This window comes from Pseudomonas sp. LAMO17WK12:I10 (assembly GCF_900215185.1).
GTDB lineage: Bacteria > Pseudomonadota > Gammaproteobacteria > Pseudomonadales > Pseudomonadaceae > Aquipseudomonas > Aquipseudomonas chlororaphis.
Window position 1 is genome coordinate 83,630 of sequence record NZ_OBDX01000002.1, and the last position, 16,301, is coordinate 99,930.

General features: G+C 63.9%; 18 protein-coding genes. 5 read left to right on the forward strand and 13 right to left on the reverse strand.

Translation table 11 applies throughout. The features are described 5' to 3' along the window. Positions 1 to 133: 133 nt before the first annotated feature. The 4 genes from dgoD to CRO75_RS02610 form a co-directional block, all read right to left on the reverse strand. Positions 134 to 1,282, reverse strand: coding sequence for a galactonate dehydratase (gene dgoD, locus CRO75_RS02595; protein ID WP_097134358.1), 1,149 nt, complete (start codon positions 1,280 to 1,282; stop codon positions 134 to 136). A gap of 47 nt (positions 1,283 to 1,329) precedes the next feature. Beyond that, on the reverse strand, positions 1,330 to 1,950 hold the full coding sequence (locus tag CRO75_RS02600) for a 2-dehydro-3-deoxy-6-phosphogalactonate aldolase (RefSeq protein ID WP_097134359.1): 621 nt from the start codon (positions 1,948 to 1,950) through the stop codon (positions 1,330 to 1,332). Positions 1,951 to 1,963: 13 nt separating this feature from the next. Next, positions 1,964 to 2,962, reverse strand: a complete 999-nt coding sequence (locus CRO75_RS02605) for a 2-dehydro-3-deoxygalactonokinase (RefSeq protein ID WP_097134360.1) — start codon at positions 2,960 to 2,962, stop codon at positions 1,964 to 1,966. A 466-nt stretch (positions 2,963 to 3,428) separates the two neighbouring features. Next, the gene (locus CRO75_RS02610; protein ID WP_009042869.1) at positions 3,429 to 3,908 is read right to left on the reverse strand and encodes a GNAT family N-acetyltransferase; all 480 of its coding nucleotides are present in this window, start codon (positions 3,906 to 3,908) and stop codon (positions 3,429 to 3,431) included. Positions 3,909 to 4,171: 263 nt separating this feature from the next. Here CRO75_RS02610 and CRO75_RS02615 point away from each other — a divergent pair, with 263 nt between their 5' ends. The 4 genes from CRO75_RS02615 to CRO75_RS02630 all read left to right on the forward strand — a co-directional run bounded on the left by CRO75_RS02615 (position 4,172) and on the right by CRO75_RS02630 (position 6,824). Then, positions 4,172 to 4,822, forward strand: a complete 651-nt coding sequence (locus CRO75_RS02615; protein ID WP_097134546.1) for an HD domain-containing protein — start codon at positions 4,172 to 4,174, stop codon at positions 4,820 to 4,822. A gap of 107 nt (positions 4,823 to 4,929) precedes the next feature. Continuing rightward, a complete protein-coding gene (locus CRO75_RS02620; RefSeq protein WP_097134361.1) occupies positions 4,930 to 6,138 on the forward strand; it encodes an MFS transporter in 1,209 nt (402 codons plus the stop codon). A gap of 86 nt (positions 6,139 to 6,224) precedes the next feature. Then, positions 6,225 to 6,533 carry a hypothetical protein gene (locus CRO75_RS02625; RefSeq protein ID WP_009042866.1) on the forward strand — a complete coding sequence of 103 codons (309 nt, stop codon included), beginning with the start codon at positions 6,225 to 6,227 and terminating at the stop codon, positions 6,531 to 6,533. Between the two features lie 36 nt (positions 6,534 to 6,569). After that, on the forward strand, positions 6,570 to 6,824 hold the full coding sequence (locus tag CRO75_RS02630) for a hypothetical protein (RefSeq protein WP_097134362.1): 255 nt from the start codon (positions 6,570 to 6,572) through the stop codon (positions 6,822 to 6,824). A 69-nt stretch (positions 6,825 to 6,893) separates the two neighbouring features. Here CRO75_RS02630 and CRO75_RS02635 read toward each other — a convergent pair whose 3' ends face one another. Then, complete coding sequence (locus CRO75_RS02635) at positions 6,894 to 7,874, reverse strand: DUF3829 domain-containing protein (RefSeq protein WP_097134363.1); 981 nt, start codon at positions 7,872 to 7,874, stop codon at positions 6,894 to 6,896. Between the two features lie 397 nt (positions 7,875 to 8,271). On the opposite strand from CRO75_RS02635, the gene CRO75_RS02640 reads away from it, so the two are divergent. Beyond that, positions 8,272 to 8,652, forward strand: coding sequence for a termination factor Rho (locus CRO75_RS02640; protein ID WP_097134364.1), 381 nt, complete (start codon positions 8,272 to 8,274; stop codon positions 8,650 to 8,652). A 76-nt stretch (positions 8,653 to 8,728) separates the two neighbouring features. On the opposite strand, the gene CRO75_RS02645 is transcribed toward CRO75_RS02640, so the two are convergent. The 8 genes from CRO75_RS02645 to CRO75_RS02680 all read right to left on the reverse strand — a co-directional run bounded on the left by CRO75_RS02645 (position 8,729) and on the right by CRO75_RS02680 (position 16,223). After that, positions 8,729 to 9,661, reverse strand: coding sequence for a PfkB family carbohydrate kinase (locus CRO75_RS02645; protein WP_097134365.1), 933 nt, complete (start codon positions 9,659 to 9,661; stop codon positions 8,729 to 8,731). Continuing rightward, the gene (locus CRO75_RS02650; protein ID WP_097134366.1) at positions 9,654 to 11,120 is read right to left on the reverse strand and encodes a cytosine permease; all 1,467 of its coding nucleotides are present in this window, start codon (positions 11,118 to 11,120) and stop codon (positions 9,654 to 9,656) included. Before CRO75_RS02650 ends, CRO75_RS02645 begins: the two co-directional genes overlap by 8 nt. 155 nt (positions 11,121 to 11,275) lie before the next feature. After that, positions 11,276 to 12,274 carry an ADP-ribosylglycohydrolase family protein gene (locus CRO75_RS02655; RefSeq protein ID WP_097134367.1) on the reverse strand — a complete coding sequence of 333 codons (999 nt, stop codon included), beginning with the start codon at positions 12,272 to 12,274 and terminating at the stop codon, positions 11,276 to 11,278. Further along, positions 12,271 to 12,984 carry a GntR family transcriptional regulator gene (locus CRO75_RS02660; protein ID WP_092418129.1) on the reverse strand — a complete coding sequence of 238 codons (714 nt, stop codon included), beginning with the start codon at positions 12,982 to 12,984 and terminating at the stop codon, positions 12,271 to 12,273. The genes CRO75_RS02655 and CRO75_RS02660 overlap by 4 nt, the downstream gene beginning before the upstream one ends. 70 nt (positions 12,985 to 13,054) lie before the next feature. Then, entirely contained in the window at positions 13,055 to 13,618 is a 564-nt protein-coding gene (locus CRO75_RS02665; RefSeq protein WP_097134368.1) for a DUF1285 domain-containing protein, read from the reverse strand. 21 nt (positions 13,619 to 13,639) lie between these two features. Beyond that, positions 13,640 to 14,242, reverse strand: a complete 603-nt coding sequence (locus tag CRO75_RS02670) for a DUF4823 domain-containing protein (protein WP_007928079.1) — start codon at positions 14,240 to 14,242, stop codon at positions 13,640 to 13,642. Between the two features lie 234 nt (positions 14,243 to 14,476). Then, entirely contained in the window at positions 14,477 to 15,445 is a 969-nt protein-coding gene (locus CRO75_RS02675; protein WP_025804332.1) for a radical SAM protein, read from the reverse strand. Positions 15,446 to 15,584: 139 nt separating this feature from the next. Next, a complete protein-coding gene (locus CRO75_RS02680) occupies positions 15,585 to 16,223 on the reverse strand; it encodes a TetR/AcrR family transcriptional regulator (protein ID WP_009042856.1) in 639 nt (212 codons plus the stop codon). Between the last annotated feature and the right edge of the window lie 78 nt (positions 16,224 to 16,301).

The following is a 16,301-nucleotide window of genomic DNA, read 5'->3' on the forward strand; positions in this document are numbered from 1 at the left end:
GGGAATGCCTCTTCTTATGGTTATTGAGGGCTATGTTTCTCTGTACCTGTAGGAGCGAGCTTGCCCGCGAGCGTCGGTTGCTGCACCGCGCCGGCATCGCGAGCAAGCTCGCTCCTATCAGCAATGAATCAACTCACCATTCGGCGAAGCTGCCGTCGGCGTGGCGCCAGATCGGGTTGCGCCAGCGGTGGCCGATGGCCGCGCGCTCGATGACGTATTCCTCGTTGATCTCGATGCCCAGGCCCGGGCCGTTGGGAATCTTCACCATGCCTTGCTGGTAGTCGAAGACGTGCGGGTCCTTGACGTAATCCAGCAGGTCGTTGCTTTCGTTGTAATGGATGCCCAGGCTCTGCTCCTGGATGAAGGCGTTGTAGCAGGCCGCGTCCAGTTGCAGGCAGGCGGCCAGGGCAATCGGCCCCAGCGGGCAATGCAGGGCCAGGGCCACGTCGTAGGCTTCGGCCATGTTGGCGATCTTGCGGGTTTCGGTGATACCGCCGGCATGGGAAGCGTCCGGCTGGATGATGTCGACGTAACCTTCGCTGAGCACCCGCTTGAAATCCCAGCGCGAGAACAGCCGCTCGCCCAGGGCGATCGGGGTGTTGGTCAGCGGCGCCAGTTCCTTGAGGGCCTCGTAGTTTTCGCTGAGCACCGGCTCTTCGATAAACATCAGCTTGTAGGGATCGAGTTCCTTCATCAGCACCTTGGCCATGGGCTTGTGCACCCGGCCATGGAAGTCGACGCCAATCCCGACGTTGGGGCCCACCGCGTCACGCACCGCGGCGACGTTGGCCAGGGCCAGGTCGACCTTGTCGAAGGTGTCGAGGAACTGCAGCTCCTCGGTCCCGTTCATCTTCACCGCGGTAAAACCACGCGCCACCGTCTCTTTGGCGGCACGCGCAGTGTCGGCCGGACGGTCGCCGCCGATCCACGAATAGACGCGGATCTTGTCCCGCACCTGGCCGCCCAGCAGGTCGCTGACCGACACCCCCAGGGCCTTGCCCTTGATGTCCCACAGCGCCTGGTCGATCCCGGCCAGGGCACTCATGTGGATGGCGCCGCCGCGGTAGAAGCCGCCGCGGTAGAGCACGGTCCAGATGTCCTCGATATTGCGCGGGTCCTTGCCGATCAGGTAATCGGCCAGTTCGTCCACGGCGGCGGCCACCGTGTGCGCCCGCCCTTCGACCACGGGCTCGCCCCAGCCGGTGACACCCTCGTCGGTCTCGACCTTGAGAAAGCACCAGCGCGGCGGAACGATAAAGGTGGTCAACTTGGTGATTTTCATCTTCTTGTCTCTCTTGTCGGATGCAGCGCCGAGGGCGCCAAAAAGTCTTAACGCAGCGCATTCCAGGCGGCGACATAGGCCTTGGCGCGGGTCGCCACCTCGTCGGCGCTCATCCCTGGCTTGAACAACCCGGAACCGAGGCCGAAGCCCTTGACCCCGGCGTCGACGAACACCTGCATGTTGTCCGGGGTGATCCCGCCCACCGGCAGCAACACGGTGCCGGCCGGCAATACCGCGAGCCAGGCCTTGACCACCGCCGGGCCCATCTGCTCGGCGGGAAACAGCTTGAGCACGTCGGCGCCTTCGGCCAGCGCGGCAAAGGCCTCGGTCGGCGTGGCCACGCCGGGCGACAGATAGAGGCCGGCGGCCCTGGCCGCGCGCAGCACCTTGGGGTCGCTGTGGGGCATGACGATCACCTGACCACCCGCGGCCTTGACCTGCTCGACCTGCTCCGGGGTCAGCACCGTGCCGGCGCCGATCAGGCAATCGGCGGGCAAGGCGTCGCGCAGGATGCGGATGCTGTCAAAGGGTTGCGGCGAATTGAGCGGCACCTCGATAACCCGAAACCCCGCCTGATACAGCACCTCGCCGATGGCCGTCGCTTCTGGCGGACGCAGCCCCCGGAGAATGGCGATCAGGCCGTTATGTGCCAGTGCTTGCTTGAGCATGTCGGACCTCTTTTCAAGGGTGAGCGCAAGGGACGCGCGCCAGCAGCCCGGCCGCTTCGGCCAGGTGCCATAGACCGCGTTCGGTGGCCTGTTCGGCCAGGATTGCCCGGGGAAAACCGCAGGCGGACAAGGCCCGGCTGTAACGGGCGCAAAGCTGGGAATTGCCGATCAGCACGATCGACGGCAATGGGTCGCTGTGACGCCGGCGCCGCTGCACAGAGGCCAATGCGCAAAGTTCGTGGCCGATCAGCAGGCCCGACAGATAGTCCGGTTGGGCGCGACCGCTGAGTTCACCGGTCAACCCCAGGCTGCGGGCGCTGAACAGGGTCGACAGCGGGCCGATTTCGCCCTCGGCGGACAAGGCCACCTGCACGCCGCGGTCGAAGGCCTCGGCGTCGAATGGCGCGCCCCGCTCCTGGGTGCGGCCGAGAATGCTGTGTTGACTGAGCACGGCGAACAGCTCGCCGGTCATGAAGGTGTCGAAATGGACGATGCAGCCATCGGCCACCTGCACCCATTTGGAATGACTGCCGGGCAGGCCGATCAGCACGTCGTTCCCTGCCCCGTCCGGCAGCTGTGGCAGCGCGCCCAGCACCTGGGTTTCTTCGCCCCGCATCACGTTCGGCAAGCGCGAACGCTGGATCACCCCCGGCACGATATGCACGTCCACCCCGCGCCGACTGCGCAAGGTCACCAGGGCCTGCCCGAGCTGGGCGACATCCGCCGGGGTCTCGCAGTAACTGGCCTCGCGCCAGCCCTGGGCGCTGCCGACCATGCCGCAGGCAATCACCGGCAGTCCGGGCTGCGCGTCGAGCCAGTCGCCGCAGGCGTCATCGAAGGCCAGTTCAAAACCATCGTCGCAGCGCTGGCCGGCAATCATCCGCGCCACCTTCGGCAACTGCATGACCCCCGAGGTCAACGCACGCTGTTCCAGCACCTGGCCGCCCGCTGCGAGTTTGTAAGCACGAAGGGAGGTGGTTCCCCAATCGAGCGCGATCAATTGCGCCTGCATCGCTTCACCTGTGAGTTGTTTTTGGCAGTGAGTGCGTAAGAGCTGATGGCGGCGACTATAAACCCGACCCGAATAAAATCTCAATATATAAATATAATTCCCATATTTTGGGATTACCCCCTGTAGCCGCTGCCGAAGGCTGCGATAGGACCGAAGGTCCTCCAGCGATCTCAAGACCCTGCGTCCGCTTCGTCGGAATGCCGCCCAGGCCGTTCGCAACCTCGCAGGCTCGGCAGCGGCTACAAGGCTTGGTGTCGGCAGGCCGGGCGGATGTTAATCAGGGGGGCTAGGCGCGTGCTGCGTCGGATATATCAGAGGAGGTCGAAGCTAAGCCGACCAGAGGCGATGCCCCCTGGGGGCATCGAAACGGGGAATTTGAGTTCAGCGAAGGCCCTGCGCCAGGGGCGGCCTTGTGGGTCACTCTTTGCCGGGGCGGCATTTCGGAGGCGTTGGCTAAAGCGGCCGGTCAGCCCTGGGCGAACGCGCGCAGCACATCGCCATCCATGCGGTACCTCACCCACTCTTCCTGGGGTTGGGCGCCCAGGGATTTGTAGAACTGGATCGCCGGTTCGTTCCACTCCAGCACGCTCCACTCGAAGCGCCCGCAACCGTTGTCGCAGGCGATCCGCGCCAGGTGCCGCAGCAGCTGTTTGCCAGCGCCGCCGCCGCGTTGTGCGGGGGTGATGTAGAGGTCTTCCAGGTACAGGCAGTTGCTGCCCAGCCAGGTGGAATAGCTGAAGAAAAACACCGCGAAACCGATCGGCACGCCGTCGCGCAGGCAGATCAGACCGTGGGCCGTGGCGCCCTCGCTGAACAGGCTGTGTTCGATGTCGGCGACGCTGGCGATGACCTCATGACGAGCACGTTCGTAATCGGCCAACTCCCTGATGAAGGCAAGGATTTGCGGTGCATCGCTGGGCACGGCTGGACGGATTTCGACGGACATCGGCGGGTCTCGGTTGGAAGGCAGGCGGCCATATTAAATCGACAGGGGAAGGACATGCACGGGTATTTCACAGGGATATGCCTGGAGGTCGTGACGGGTGATTGTCCATGTCGGAATTGCCCGATACCTGTAGCCGCTGCCGCTGGCTGTGATCGGTCGCGAAGCGCACGGCACTTTTATCGACGCCCGAAAGTCCCGCGGGCCTTATCGCAGCCTGTGGCAGCGGCTACAGTGTGCGCCTGTATTTTTACTGCCTGGCTGAAATGACTTCCGACGCTTTTGCTCCCCTGCCCGATCTCGCCAACACCCTGCTGCCCCACGCGCTGGAGCCCGTCGACGACGGCGCCCACGACCTGTCGCACCTGCAGCGGGTGTGGGCCAATGTGCGGCGCATCGCCCGGGAAGACGGCGGCGATCTGCAAGTGCTGCTGGCCGCCACCCTGCTGCACGATTGCGTCGCCGTGGAAAAGAGCTCACCGCTGCGCGCCCAGGCCTCGCGCCTGTCGGCGGAGAAGGCCTCGGCCCTGCTGCACCGACTGGGCTGGCCCGAAGCGAAGATCGCCGCGGTGGCCCACGCCATCGAAGCCCACAGTTTTTCCGCCGCCCTCCAGGCCGACACCCTGGAGGCAAAGATCCTGCAGGACGCCGACCGTCTCGACGCCCTGGGCGCTCTCGGCGTGGCCCGCACCTTCTATGTCGGCGGCCGGTTGAACCGAGCTTTCTACGACCCCCACGACCCGCACGCCGAACACCGCGACTACGACGACCTGAACTTCACCCTCGACCACTTCCACACCAAGCTGCTGCACCTGGCCGAGGGTTTCCAGACCGTGACCGGCGCGCGCCTGGCGCAGGTGCGCCATGCCCGCCTGAAGCGCTTCATGGACGAATTCATCGACGAGATCGGTGGCTGACTTACTCCGCTGCGGGCTAATCCTGAAGCCTGCAAGATCACAACTAACGCGACAGCCGCCCATGGTAGAACGGCGCCTCATGAATCCAACAAGAACGAGGCCTGCGCATGTCCAGCGCTCCCCCCATAGTTCCAGCCAGGCTGTTTGGGCTGTTGTGCGTCGCCAGCTACCTGCTGTCGCTGTCCTATGGCTCGACCTTCCTGCTCTCGCTGCTGATCGGCTCGCGCGGTGGCAATGAGCACGATGCCGGCAGCGTGATTTCGGTCGCCATGCTCAGCACCTTTTTCGCCGTGATCTTCTCCGGGCACCTGTCGGATCTGCTGGGCGCCGCGCGCTCGATTGCCCTGTTTGGTTGCCTGCTGGTGGTCGCCAGCCTGGGCTTTGCCCTGGCGCCGGGCTTCGGCGATGCCCTGCTGTTTTTCGGCCTGACCCTGGGCCTGGGCTGGGGCGTGTTCTACACCCTGGGGCCGATCATCGTGGCGATGATGGTGGCACCGGCGCAGCGGGCCTGGTTCTTCGCCCTGTTGTCGGGCAGCATGATGAGCGGCATCGGCTCGGGCCCGTTGCTGGGGCGGCTGGCCAATGCCCTGGGCTACCCGTTGAGCACGGCGTTTCTGCTTGCCGCGGCCGCCAGCCTGATCGGCGTGCTGATCTTCTGGCGCCTGGGCACGATGCTGAAAAGACACCCCAGCCATCTGGGGACCGGCGCGGCGAAAATCAGTTGGGCCAGCAGCGCCCGGGTGCTCTCGTCCAAGGCCTTGTTCCCGATCCTCATGGTCGGTCTCGGCGGCTGCGTATTCGGCGGCCTGTCGAGTTTCCAGACCAGCTACGCGGCCTCCCGCTCGCTGGACTATTCGCTGTTCTTTCTCGGCTTCATGGCAGCCGCCATCGGCAGCCGTTTGCTGATCGCCGGCTTCGTGGTCAAGCGCGACGCCTATCGCGCGGCATGCCTGCTCTCGGGGCTGATGCTGGGGTCGATCCTGATGTTCCAGCTGATGGTCGATGACGCGGTGAGTTATCTGCTGGCCGCCGTGGTGCTGGGGGTCGGCTACGGCCTGACGTACTCGGTGATCAACGGCCTGGCCGCCAACGAAGCACCGCCCGGCGACACCTCGCAAGCCTTGCTGCTGTTCAGCCTGGCCTACTTCATCGGGGTGTTCGGCTTTCCGCTGCTGGCCGGGCGGATCATCGTCGAACAGGGCATGTCGGCGCTGATGCTCACGGTGCTGGGCCTCGCCCTGCTGAACTGGCTGATCAGCGTCGGGCGCCTGGTCTGGCGCGGGCTGAAACCCGAAGAGGTCGCGCAGAACGCCTGAACCGTTCGTCGTTCATCAGGCACCAATTAAAATCGCCGGCAGCCCAAGATCAGGTAGCGACTCTAAAAACGAATGGAGGCGACATCATGATCAAATCCAGGCTGACGCTCCTCGCCCTGGCCGGGCTGTTGTCCTCGGCGGCCTTCGCCGGCGCCAGCGGCCCGACCGATCCGGTGGAGCGGCCAAAGTCCCCCGCCACCCAAGGCTCGCCGAACATCAATATCAACCCGCCGCAGGTGGATGAAAGCACCCTGCCCCCCGCCACGGGTACCGATCCGCGCATCCAGGGCAACGACACCGGCCGCGCCGGCACCCTGGACACCGACCCGCCGGACAGCAAGCCGAAAACCACCACCGGCGGTACAGGCTCCGAAGGCCACGGCACCGATCAATGAACCAGGCACGTACCTTCCCCCCACACAGAGGTCCGCATGAACGTCGACAAAGAGCTGGAAAAAGAAGTGCTCACCCGCTTGCTGCACGCCCACCCCAACGGTCTGGGCAAGGAGGTGCTGGATAACTATCGCGGCGAAAGGGTCGTGGCCAGTACCCTGGCAATGTTGCAGGAACGCGGCTTGATCAAGGAGGGCCATGTCACCCTCAACCCGGCAGGCGAACACGCCCTGTACCTGCCGATCAAGCTGACCGCTTCCGGAGTGGAAGCGGCCCGCAAGCTGGACGCCTGATCGAAGACCGGGGCGTTCGTTCGCGCCCACCGGCACCCGCGTTACGACGCGGGTGCCGCCAGCGCCGACTCAGCAGGTCGGATGGTTGAAGCGATTGATCATGTTGCCGTAGGTGCGGTTGTAGCGATTGGCCGAGCGGACGATGCTCGAACTCTGCATGTGTGCCGGCAGGTTCTTCATCGCGTCCTCGGGAGCGCGCTTGTACACCCCGTCCTTGACGTCGCGGACGATCGAACGCGACTGGCCGATGAACTCATTGATTTCCAGCATGCCGCCACCGCACGACTTGCCGCTCTGCGCGGCCTGGGCGCTGACCTTGCCATTCCAGCCCGCGGCCGCGTCGGCCACCAGTGCCAGGGACTTCTCGAAGGCCGCCAGGGCCTGCGGATCGTTCGGTTCGGCGAACAGCGTCTCGGCATCCGCGGTGTTGAGTTTGCCGTAGTAGATCAGCCCGGCACGGTAGTAGGCCGCGGTGTCTTTCGGCGCCTCATCGAATGCCTGCTTGGTCAGCGCCAAGTCACGCGCCCCAAGGCCGGCGTAGAAGCCCTGCTCCTTCTCGCTGACTGCGGTCAGGGCGGCCAGGTAGGCCTGGCTCTGGCGACGGGCCAGCTCGCCGTTGTCGCTCAGGTAGCCCTTGGAAGTGGCGTAGTTCTGCAGTTCATGGCTCAAGGGTGAGAGGGTTTTCAGGGCCGCGGAAAAGGCCTGGGCCGCCTGATCCACTTCCGGGATTGGCGTATCGATGGCCAGGGCATCATCCAGGGCCCGGCTCAGGCGATCGATGAGGATATCGTTGCCAATGCTGAAGGCAGTGATCGGCGCCTTGCCCGCCAGGGCCGGCACCTCGTACTGCTGGTAACGCTGGAGGAAGGTCTGGAAGGATTCGCTGATGCTGTTCGCCGCACCGACGTACTGGTTGTATTTCTCTATTTCCTGTTGCCGGGTATCGACCTGCGCGACGGGCTGGCTGACCTTTTCACTCTTGTCGCCACAACCGGCCAACAGCACGGTGCCGCCCAACAGGGCCGCAGCCAAAAACATCCGGGTATTCATTGGTTCATTCCTTTAAAAACAGGCCACGACCAACCGCACGGCAGCGACAGACCGGTGACGGGGTTGGATGGGCACAACAGGGGATTGACGGCAGGTGTGCCGTGTCGATCAGCCGCCCCTGATCTGGGGCGTAAGAATCATCCATGAGTAACTCGCGAAAAGGCCTGAGAATTCGTCAGACACATCCATTTCCGGGGCAGGCATTGTGCGAGAGTTCCCCCGTCCTGGCAAACCTCGGGCCGCCCTGGCCTGCCCCTCTTGCGCGAAATGCCACGCTTCTGTGAGAGCGATCACACCCTCTGGCAGGGTATCCAGAGCCCCATTCGTCGATTCCCGGGCACTTATCGGCCTTTTCCCCGCCCCAACTTCAGGTACCCATTGCCAAAGGAGAGCCCTCATGCCTCGTGGAAGCAAAGCCAAATACACCGCCGAGCAGAAGCGCAAGGCCGCGCATATCGAAGCCGGCTACGAAGCCAAGGGCGTGTCCAAGGACGAGGCCGAAGCGCGCGCCTGGGCCACGGTGAACAAGCAGTCCGGTGGAGGGGAACGGGCTGGCGGTTCCGGGCAACGCACACCGGCCTCGGAAAAGGCCGCTGCGCGCCACTCCTCGGCCAAGCGTGCCGTCGCCAGCCGTGAGGGGCACGCCCGTAACAGCCAGGCTTCACTGAGTACCCAGACGAAAGACAGCCTGCTGAAGGAAGCCCGGGTGAAGAACATTCGCGGCCGCTCGACCATGAGCAAGCAGGAACTGATCGAGGCATTGCGCAAGGCGGGATAAACCATGGATCGCGAGCAGGCCTACTCCCGGCGGGAACGAGCTTGCTCGCGTTCGCTCTCGTTCAGTCGGCAAACGCCTAGGCTCGGACGCTATCCCCATTGACCAGCGCATCCACCTCCACCGTACCCGGCGCGGTGGCTGGCCCCCAGCGGGTCACCGCCAGGGCCGCCGCGGCGTTGGCCCGGCGCGCCGCCTGCAACGGTTCCAGCCCCTGCGCCAGCGCTGCAACAAAGACGCCGGCATGGGCATCGCCAGCGCCGTTGCTGTCCACCGCCCGGACCTTGAAGCCCGGCACATGGACACCATGGCCATGCTGGCTGACCCAGCAACCCTGCGGCCCATCCCTGACCACCAGCAACACCTCCTGTGGCAGCCCCTCATGCAGGCGTCGCAGGGCTGCGCCGATGGTCGAGGTTCCGGTGAAGCGCAAGGCCTCGACGCTGTTGCTGGTCCAGAGATCGATACGCGGCAGCAGCCGGCGCATGGCCTCGGAGTCCGGCGATTCCACCAGCGGGCCCGGATCGAACACCACTTGGATCCCCTGCGGCAAGGCCAGCAGCCAGTCCAGCAAAGCCTCGGCCTTGCCGGCATGCAGCAGGCTGTAGCCGCTGACATAGACAAAGTCATCGGCCTGCACCACGACACCGTCCAGATCCTCGGCCGACAGCTGGCCTTCCACCCCGATGTAGGAAATGAAGCTGCGTTCGGCCGTGGCTTCGGTCAGCGCCACGCACAGGCCGGTGTCCTCGGTGCGGCTGGCCTCGAGAGCGATCCGGATGCCCTCGGCGCGCATCGCCTCACGTGCCAGATCCCCGAAGCGACCGTTGCCGTGTCGCCCCAGGTACAGCACCGGTAAGCCGTTACGCTGGGCGGCAGCCATTACATTGAAACCGCCGCCGGCCTCGAAACTGGCGGATTGCGCCAGCACATCGCCGCCGGAACTCGGCAGGCGCTCCACGGACATCACCAGATCGACCATCACCTGGCCGGTGTGCAGCATTCTAGGCATTGGCGTTCTCGACAAAAGCGCCGCGGCGGTCCCTGGCCCCGCCCAGCACCGCATACACACCACCGGCCACCAGGAAGGTGACGATCCAGCCCAGGCCGTTATGGCCCAGCCAGGAATCGGCCAGCGGCCCGGCGAACCAGACGTTTTCGGCGGTGGTGCCGATGGTGGTGAAGCTGAAACCCAGCACTATGGCCAGCGCCCAGGCACCGAAGGCCCGCCATTCGACTCCGCCGCGATACCAGTAGGCACTGCTCGGGCTGACGTCCAGCAGGTCCTTGGGGCTGTAGTGGTGTCGGTGGACCAGGTCGACCACGAAGATCCCGACCCAGGCGGTGATGGGGACCGCCAGCAGCGAAATGAAGGTGATGAACGGCCCGTAGAAACTCTCGGCGATCAACATGAAGTAGATCGATCCAGCGAAGATCGCCACGATGTCCACCACCACCGCGTACACCCGCTTGACCTTGAGCCCCAGGGTCAGGGTGGTCAGGCCGGCCGAATACACCGACAGGTTGTTCGACAGCAGCAGGCCGCCGAAAGCGGTGATCAGGTACGGCACTGCCATCCAGGTCGGCAGCATGTCGCGAATCGCCACGATCGGGTCGGTGGCCGAGGCCAGGTCATCGTTGCCCACCGACAGCAGGCCGCCCAGGGTAATCAGCAACACCAGCGGGATGCCGGCACCGAAGGCCGCCGACGCCACCAGGCGCGCGGCCTTGACGCTGCGATGCTGATAACGCGACATGTCGGCGCCGGCGTTGGCCCAGCCGATACCGGTGCCCGCAGCCATGGTGCCGACACCGATGATCATCGCGCTCAACGGCGCCGGGGTGGCGTTGAACACCGCGCTCCAGTCGATGGTGGCGCAGAGGAAGCCGCCTACCAGCAGGTTCAGCGCGCCGAATACATAGGTGGCCCACTTCTGGATCACCAAGAGGGTCGCGTGGCCAAGGCCGGAGACGGCCAGGGTCAGCAACACGAAAATGCCGATGAACAGCAGGGTCAGCAGCGGCGCGCTTTTGGCTGCCACCGGCGAACCGAACAGAATCGAACACAGCGACAGCAGGACGAAGGCGGCGGTGGTGGTATTGACGGTTTCCCAGCCCAGGCGCGACATCAGCGATACCAGGGTCGGGCCGATATTGCCGCGCACGCCGAAGATCGCCCGCGATAGCGTCAGGCTCGGCGCCCGCCCGCGACGGCCGGCGATGGAGATGATCCCCACCACCGCGAACGAGCCGGCGGCGCCGAGGATGGCGACGATGATCGCCTGCCAGATCGACAGGCCACGAAAGGCCACCAGAGTCGCCCCCAGCGGCAAGCCGAGGATGCTGATATTGGCGGCGAACCAGACCCAGAACAATTGCAGCGGATGGCCGTTGCACTCGCCTTCCGGCACCGGCTCGATGCCGCGGGTTTCCAATTGCCCGGCGCTTTGCCCGGGGTTCGATGCACTCATGAAAAAGCTCCTGTTGCCCTTGTTGTGATTGTCGGCAATTTCGGAAGTCGATCAGACATCCCGGCACTCCTCGCCGTTTCCTGCTATCCATGGCAAAAATGCTTCAGCGACGGCTCGCGCACAGGTGGTGGGAGCCTTGGCCATGCAGCCAGTCTTTAACGCAGGGCCAGCAGCCCCTGCACCAGAGGTTCGAGATCCAGGCCGTTGACCTGCTTGATCTGCTCGATCAAGGCGGCCGGCCAGCACTCCATCCCCTGGCAGGCACCGAGCATCGCGCCGAGGATGGCGGCAATGGTATCGGTGTCGCCCCCAAGGCTGGCGGCCATGCACAGCGCCTCGAACGCCTGCAGTTCACCGATGGCCACCTGGTGCGCCAGGGCGAAGGACACCACCACCGACTCCTGGGACGCGACGGAGGTGCCGATCACGTCGTACAGCAGATCGGCCAGCAGCGCCTTGTCGCTTTCGACGCTGAGGGTGCGCGCCCAACTGATGCGCGTGGCAATACGCCCGCCAGCTACCCAGTGACCATGCCGCTCTGCTTCCTGGGCGATCTGCACGCCAATCTGCAAGGCGTCGCCCAGCGGCACGCCATTGATCCCGGCGGACACCACCGCCGCCACCGCCGCCGCGCTGGAGATGCCCAGCGTGGTGTTGTGGGTGACCTGGCAAGCTTCCACCACCGCGCGGATGAAGCCCTGGACATCGTCGACATTCGCCGCGATGCCCACCGGGGTGATGCGCATCGCCGCGCCGTTGGTGGTGCCGTAGCGCCCGGCCTCTTCCGCGGTATGGCCGGCGAGGATCATCTCGATGGCGCGCTTGGTCGAAGGGCCCAAAAGGTCCTGGGAGCCCTTGGCCTGCATCGCCGCTTCCCACTCGATCAGGCTGTGGGCCAGCGCCGCCGGTTCGATCCGCCCCTTGCCCGCGACCAGCAGGTCGCCGACCAGGATCGCCTGCTCGGTGTCGTCGGTGATCGAGCCCTTGGGCATGTTGGCGGCAATCGGTTGATCGGGGCCGGCGTCTTCCAGGCGATGGATGGCGCCGAAACGCTGCTTGATCTGCTGCCGGCTGAGGGATTGGGTCGGCATGCCCAGGGCATCGCCCAGGGCCAGCCCGTAAAAGGCGCCCAGAGCGCGATCCAGCGGGATCATTTCTGCGCCCCGAATTGCAGGTGCAGGCGAAAGTGCACTGGGTCGAGGAAACTTTCCACCTGCTCCATGAAGCGTCCGCGACGGTCATAGGTGGTCCGCAAGGCCTTGAGGAAGACGCTGCCGACCGGACGCCCCAGCAGGTGCGCCTGTTCTTCGTTCAGTGGCTCGGCGCCGATCCATTGATCGCCGCGCTCGCCGATATAGCCGTAGGCGGCCAGAGTAATGGTCAGGGAATCATCGATCAGCCCCACCCGCGGCAGGCTTTCCAGGCCTCCGGTGGCAGGCATCAGGGAACGTTCAAGGGAAACCACGGTGCCGTCGGTAGAGCGACGGCGCCGGTCCAGGGCGATGAACTGGTCAGTGCCGAAGCGACTGAGCAGGTCGGGACGCTGCACCGCTTCCAGGCGCAGCAGCTCGGTGTTGATCAGCGCACCGGTGTCAGCCAGAGCCTGGGCCCAGCCGCTCTGCTGGTCCAGCACCACACCGTCATAGGTAACGATGGAGCCGACCCCGCTCTGGGTAGCGATGTAGTTGCGGCGTTTGAGTTCGGCCAGGGCCTCGCGCAAGGTGCCACGACTCACCGAGAATTCCTGGGCCAACTGATGCTCGCCCGGCAGCAGGAAACCGTCCTCCATGAGGCCGCTTTCGATGCGTCGGATCAGCTCATCGACCACGCGTTTTTTCTTGTCAAATCGAACATGTCTAATCATGTACAAATTGATACCCGAAACGGGATCTTCGTCGCAAGATATTTATTCGGGAAACAAGGTATTTCGCAGCTCAGGGCTCCAGGCCGATCGGGAAGAACACCCCGCCGCTCCAGACGCCCAGCCAGTTCTGACCGTCGATCGGACGGCTCACCGCCAGTTCCACCAGTTGGTAGAACACGTTGCGGTGCACCAGTGCTTCCAGGTTGCTGCGCACGTGAACGTAAGGCGCCGGCTCCTGGGTCTGCGGGTCGATTACCACTCGCAGCGGATGCTCGCTGCCGGCGCTGACCTGCTCGTCGACGTTGGTGGTAAAGCGCAGGACCTGGGCCTCGCCTTCCCCTTCGACCTCCAGGGTGATGGCGACGAAGGGTGCGTCATCGACCTTGATGCCGACCTTTTCCACCGGGGTGATCAGGAAATACTCGTCGCCGTCGCGGCGAATGATGGTGGAGAACAGCTTGACCATGGGTTTGCGGCCAATGGGGGTACCCAGGTAGTACCAGGTGCCGTCGCGGGCGATACGCATGTCGATATCGCCGCAGAAGTCGGGATTCCACAGGTGGACCGGCGGCAAGCCTTTCTGCGCCTTGGGAATCTGCGCCAACAGATCGTTGGCTTTGCCCGGACCACTCATGCTGCTCTCCTCGTGCTTGGCTTAATCGCTCAAGCCTAACAGGCTGCGGGCGTATTGTTCGAGCGGCGGGCCAAGCAGGTCTTCCGGCTTTTTGTCGTGGAACGTCAGTAAACCGCCACGACTGCGAATCCGCGCGGTGTCGATCAGATACTGGGTGCTGGTCTCGATCAGCATGATCTGAATCACGCCGTTGTCGATCCCCAGGCGATCCACGGCTTCCTGGTCGAACCATTCATCAGAGTTGCCAATACGATCGTCGGCCTTGGCGAAACGGGTGTACAGCAAGTAATGCGCACCCACCTCACGGGCTTCGGCCATGGCCTGGTCCAGGCCTTCCGGCGCCCGGGCGCGGCGGACCATTGGGAAGTATTCGATAAAGCCCTTGAAGGCTTCCTCGGCCACCACGTTGGGGCGCGGGTAAGCGCTACCCGGCGGCGCAAAGGCGCCCTGGGCGATGAAAATGAACGAGTCCGGCTGAACGCGGAACGAGTTGGAGCGCTGGGTATTACTGTGATCGAGAAAACCCGCATCACTCATGTGATAGCGAACGCCCTCGCCCATATCGCTGACATTCATGCAGCCGCCGAGCCCCAAAAAAGCCAGCAGCAAAACCAGGCTACGCATCCTTCCCTCCAGAAGCCGGTGACGGAAAACCGGCGAATGGCCACGAGATGCAGCTTCCGCGCCAGCTCGGGCGCCTGTAGCCGCTGCCGCAGGCTGCGAATGGCTGCGCAGCAGCCACAAATCTGGTGAAGGCTGTTGGCTGGAAAGAAATGGGTCGCCTGGATTGGCGAGGGCTACGCCCTCGATCGCAGCCTGCGGCAGTGGCTACAGAGAGACGGGAATCAGGGAGAACGTTTAGCCGCCGATGATTTTCATCACCGTCGCACCACCGGAGAATGCCACGTCCTGCTTGTCGCCCAAGGCTTTGACCAGCAGGCGCTGCAAGGCTGGCAAGGCTTGGTGGCGCGGCTTGTCCAGCAGATCGCCGACGTAATGCCGGTTACTCGACGACAGGCAACCGTGCAGCCAGCCGGTGGATGACAGCCGCAGGCGCGAGCAGGTCCGGCAGAACGGTACGCTTTCGTTGGCGATCACGCCGAAATGGCCCTGCCCCGGAATTTCATAGCGCACTGCGGTGGCGTCCACCGGCGCATCGGCCTGCAGGTATTCGTAGCGCTCGCCGATCAGGCTCAGCAGTTGCTGCAGGCTGACGAACTGCTGCAGGAAAGCGTTGGAATCGCTGGCGAGGTGGCCCATGCGCATCAGCTCGATAAAGCGCAGTTCATAGCCACGCTCCAGGCAGTAGTCGAGCAGCGGCATTACCTGGTCCAGGTTCTGCCCGCGCAGCGGCACCATATTGACCTTGATTTTCATGCCCGCCGCGCGAGCCTGGTCCATGCCGTCGAGCACGGTCGCCAGATCGCCGCCACGCGCAATGCTGCGGAAAGCCGAGGCGTCCAGGGTATCGAGGGAAACGTTGATGCGCCGGATACCGGCATCCACCAGCAACGGCAGCTTGCGTGCAAGCAATTGGCCATTGGTGGTCAGGCTGATGTCTTCCAGCCCCATTTGCCCCACCGCCGCCATGAAGGCTTCGAGTTTCGGACTGACCAGGGGCTCGCCGCCGGTGATCCGCAAGCGTTCGATGCCTGCCGCCTCGATCAGATAGGCCACGCCGCGCGCCATGGCCTCGGCCGACAACTCGTCCTGGGCAGCCACCAGCCGCTTGCCGTTGGGCACGCAGTAGGTACAGGCGTAGTTGCAGGCAGAAGTCAGGCTGATACGCAGATTGCGAAAACGCCTGCCTTGACGGTCAACGATCATGGATGACTCCGGCGAAGGAAGAGTGAACCGACCAAAACCTGACTCAAAAATCAGGTTTTGGCAAGTCCCATGCCTGAGTATATTCCTGGGACACTGCGCCATATAGAGAAATCATGGCGCCATAAGGCCACCGAAGGAATCAGCTGCCGGAGCTCTCGGGGTCGCGCTTGCGCTTGTTGCCCATGCGCACACCGATGTCCATCAGGAACTGGAAGAAGCCTTCCTGGTCTTCCAGTACGTTGCTCCAGAACGGCGAGTGATACAGCGCCACCGCGCCATGCACCAGCGCCCAGGCCGCACAGTAGTGGAAGTAAGGCGGTACGTCTTCGAGCTTGCCTTCGCTGATGCGGCCCTTGATCAACAAGGTCAGGCGTTCGAAGTTGGAAGCACGGATCTTGTGCAGTTCCTCGACCATTTCCGGCACCTGGTTACCCTTGACCACCTTCTCTTCCAGGCGATCGAACAGCCGGTAACGCTGTGGATCACGCATGCGGAATTCGAAGTAGGCCCGGGACAGGGCTTCCTTATCCTTGTCGACATCGGCAGAGTGCAGCAGCTCGTTCAGGTCGCGCTCATAATCGAGCATCAGGCGCAAATAAATCTCCGCCTTGGACTTGAAGTGCTTGTAGATGGTCCCTTTGCCGATACCAACGGCATCAGCGATCATCTCGACGGTGACGCTGTCTTCACCTTGATCGAGGAACAGCTTGAGCGCGGTATCGAGAATTTCTTGCTCACGGCGACGAAACTCACGGACCTTACGAGGTTCTTTCTGCATAAGAAAAGGTCTGTCGGGGTCAAAATCGAAGCCGCGTATTATGCCTAAATTGCGCCAAAATGCACGGATCATCCGACC

What these genes read in the sequence shown, in the direction of transcription:
- dgoD (WP_097134358.1), bottom strand. Translation starts at nt 1,282, where the DNA reads ATGAAAATCACCAAGTTGACCACCTTTATCGTTCCGCCGCGCTGGTGC.
- CRO75_RS02600 (WP_097134359.1), bottom strand. Translation starts at nt 1,950, where the DNA reads ATGCTCAAGCAAGCACTGGCACATAACGGCCTGATCGCCATTCTCCGG.
- CRO75_RS02605 (WP_097134360.1), bottom strand. Translation starts at nt 2,962, where the DNA reads ATGCAGGCGCAATTGATCGCGCTCGATTGGGGAACCACCTCCCTTCGT.
- CRO75_RS02610 (WP_009042869.1), bottom strand. Translation starts at nt 3,908, where the DNA reads ATGTCCGTCGAAATCCGTCCAGCCGTGCCCAGCGATGCACCGCAAATC.
- CRO75_RS02615 (WP_097134546.1), top strand. Translation starts at nt 4,172, where the DNA reads ATGACTTCCGACGCTTTTGCTCCCCTGCCCGATCTCGCCAACACCCTG.
- CRO75_RS02620 (WP_097134361.1), top strand. Translation starts at nt 4,930, where the DNA reads ATGTCCAGCGCTCCCCCCATAGTTCCAGCCAGGCTGTTTGGGCTGTTG.
- CRO75_RS02625 (WP_009042866.1), top strand. Translation starts at nt 6,225, where the DNA reads ATGATCAAATCCAGGCTGACGCTCCTCGCCCTGGCCGGGCTGTTGTCC.
- CRO75_RS02630 (WP_097134362.1), top strand. Translation starts at nt 6,570, where the DNA reads ATGAACGTCGACAAAGAGCTGGAAAAAGAAGTGCTCACCCGCTTGCTG.
- CRO75_RS02635 (WP_097134363.1), bottom strand. Translation starts at nt 7,874, where the DNA reads ATGAATACCCGGATGTTTTTGGCTGCGGCCCTGTTGGGCGGCACCGTG.
- CRO75_RS02640 (WP_097134364.1), top strand. Translation starts at nt 8,272, where the DNA reads ATGCCTCGTGGAAGCAAAGCCAAATACACCGCCGAGCAGAAGCGCAAG.
- CRO75_RS02645 (WP_097134365.1), bottom strand. Translation starts at nt 9,661, where the DNA reads ATGCCTAGAATGCTGCACACCGGCCAGGTGATGGTCGATCTGGTGATG.
- CRO75_RS02650 (WP_097134366.1), bottom strand. Translation starts at nt 11,120, where the DNA reads ATGAGTGCATCGAACCCCGGGCAAAGCGCCGGGCAATTGGAAACCCGC.
- CRO75_RS02655 (WP_097134367.1), bottom strand. Translation starts at nt 12,274, where the DNA reads ATGATCCCGCTGGATCGCGCTCTGGGCGCCTTTTACGGGCTGGCCCTG.
- CRO75_RS02660 (WP_092418129.1), bottom strand. Translation starts at nt 12,984, where the DNA reads ATGATTAGACATGTTCGATTTGACAAGAAAAAACGCGTGGTCGATGAG.
- CRO75_RS02665 (WP_097134368.1), bottom strand. Translation starts at nt 13,618, where the DNA reads ATGAGTGGTCCGGGCAAAGCCAACGATCTGTTGGCGCAGATTCCCAAG.
- CRO75_RS02670 (WP_007928079.1), bottom strand. Translation starts at nt 14,242, where the DNA reads ATGCGTAGCCTGGTTTTGCTGCTGGCTTTTTTGGGGCTCGGCGGCTGC.
- CRO75_RS02675 (WP_025804332.1), bottom strand. Translation starts at nt 15,445, where the DNA reads ATGATCGTTGACCGTCAAGGCAGGCGTTTTCGCAATCTGCGTATCAGC.
- CRO75_RS02680 (WP_009042856.1), bottom strand. Translation starts at nt 16,223, where the DNA reads ATGCAGAAAGAACCTCGTAAGGTCCGTGAGTTTCGTCGCCGTGAGCAA.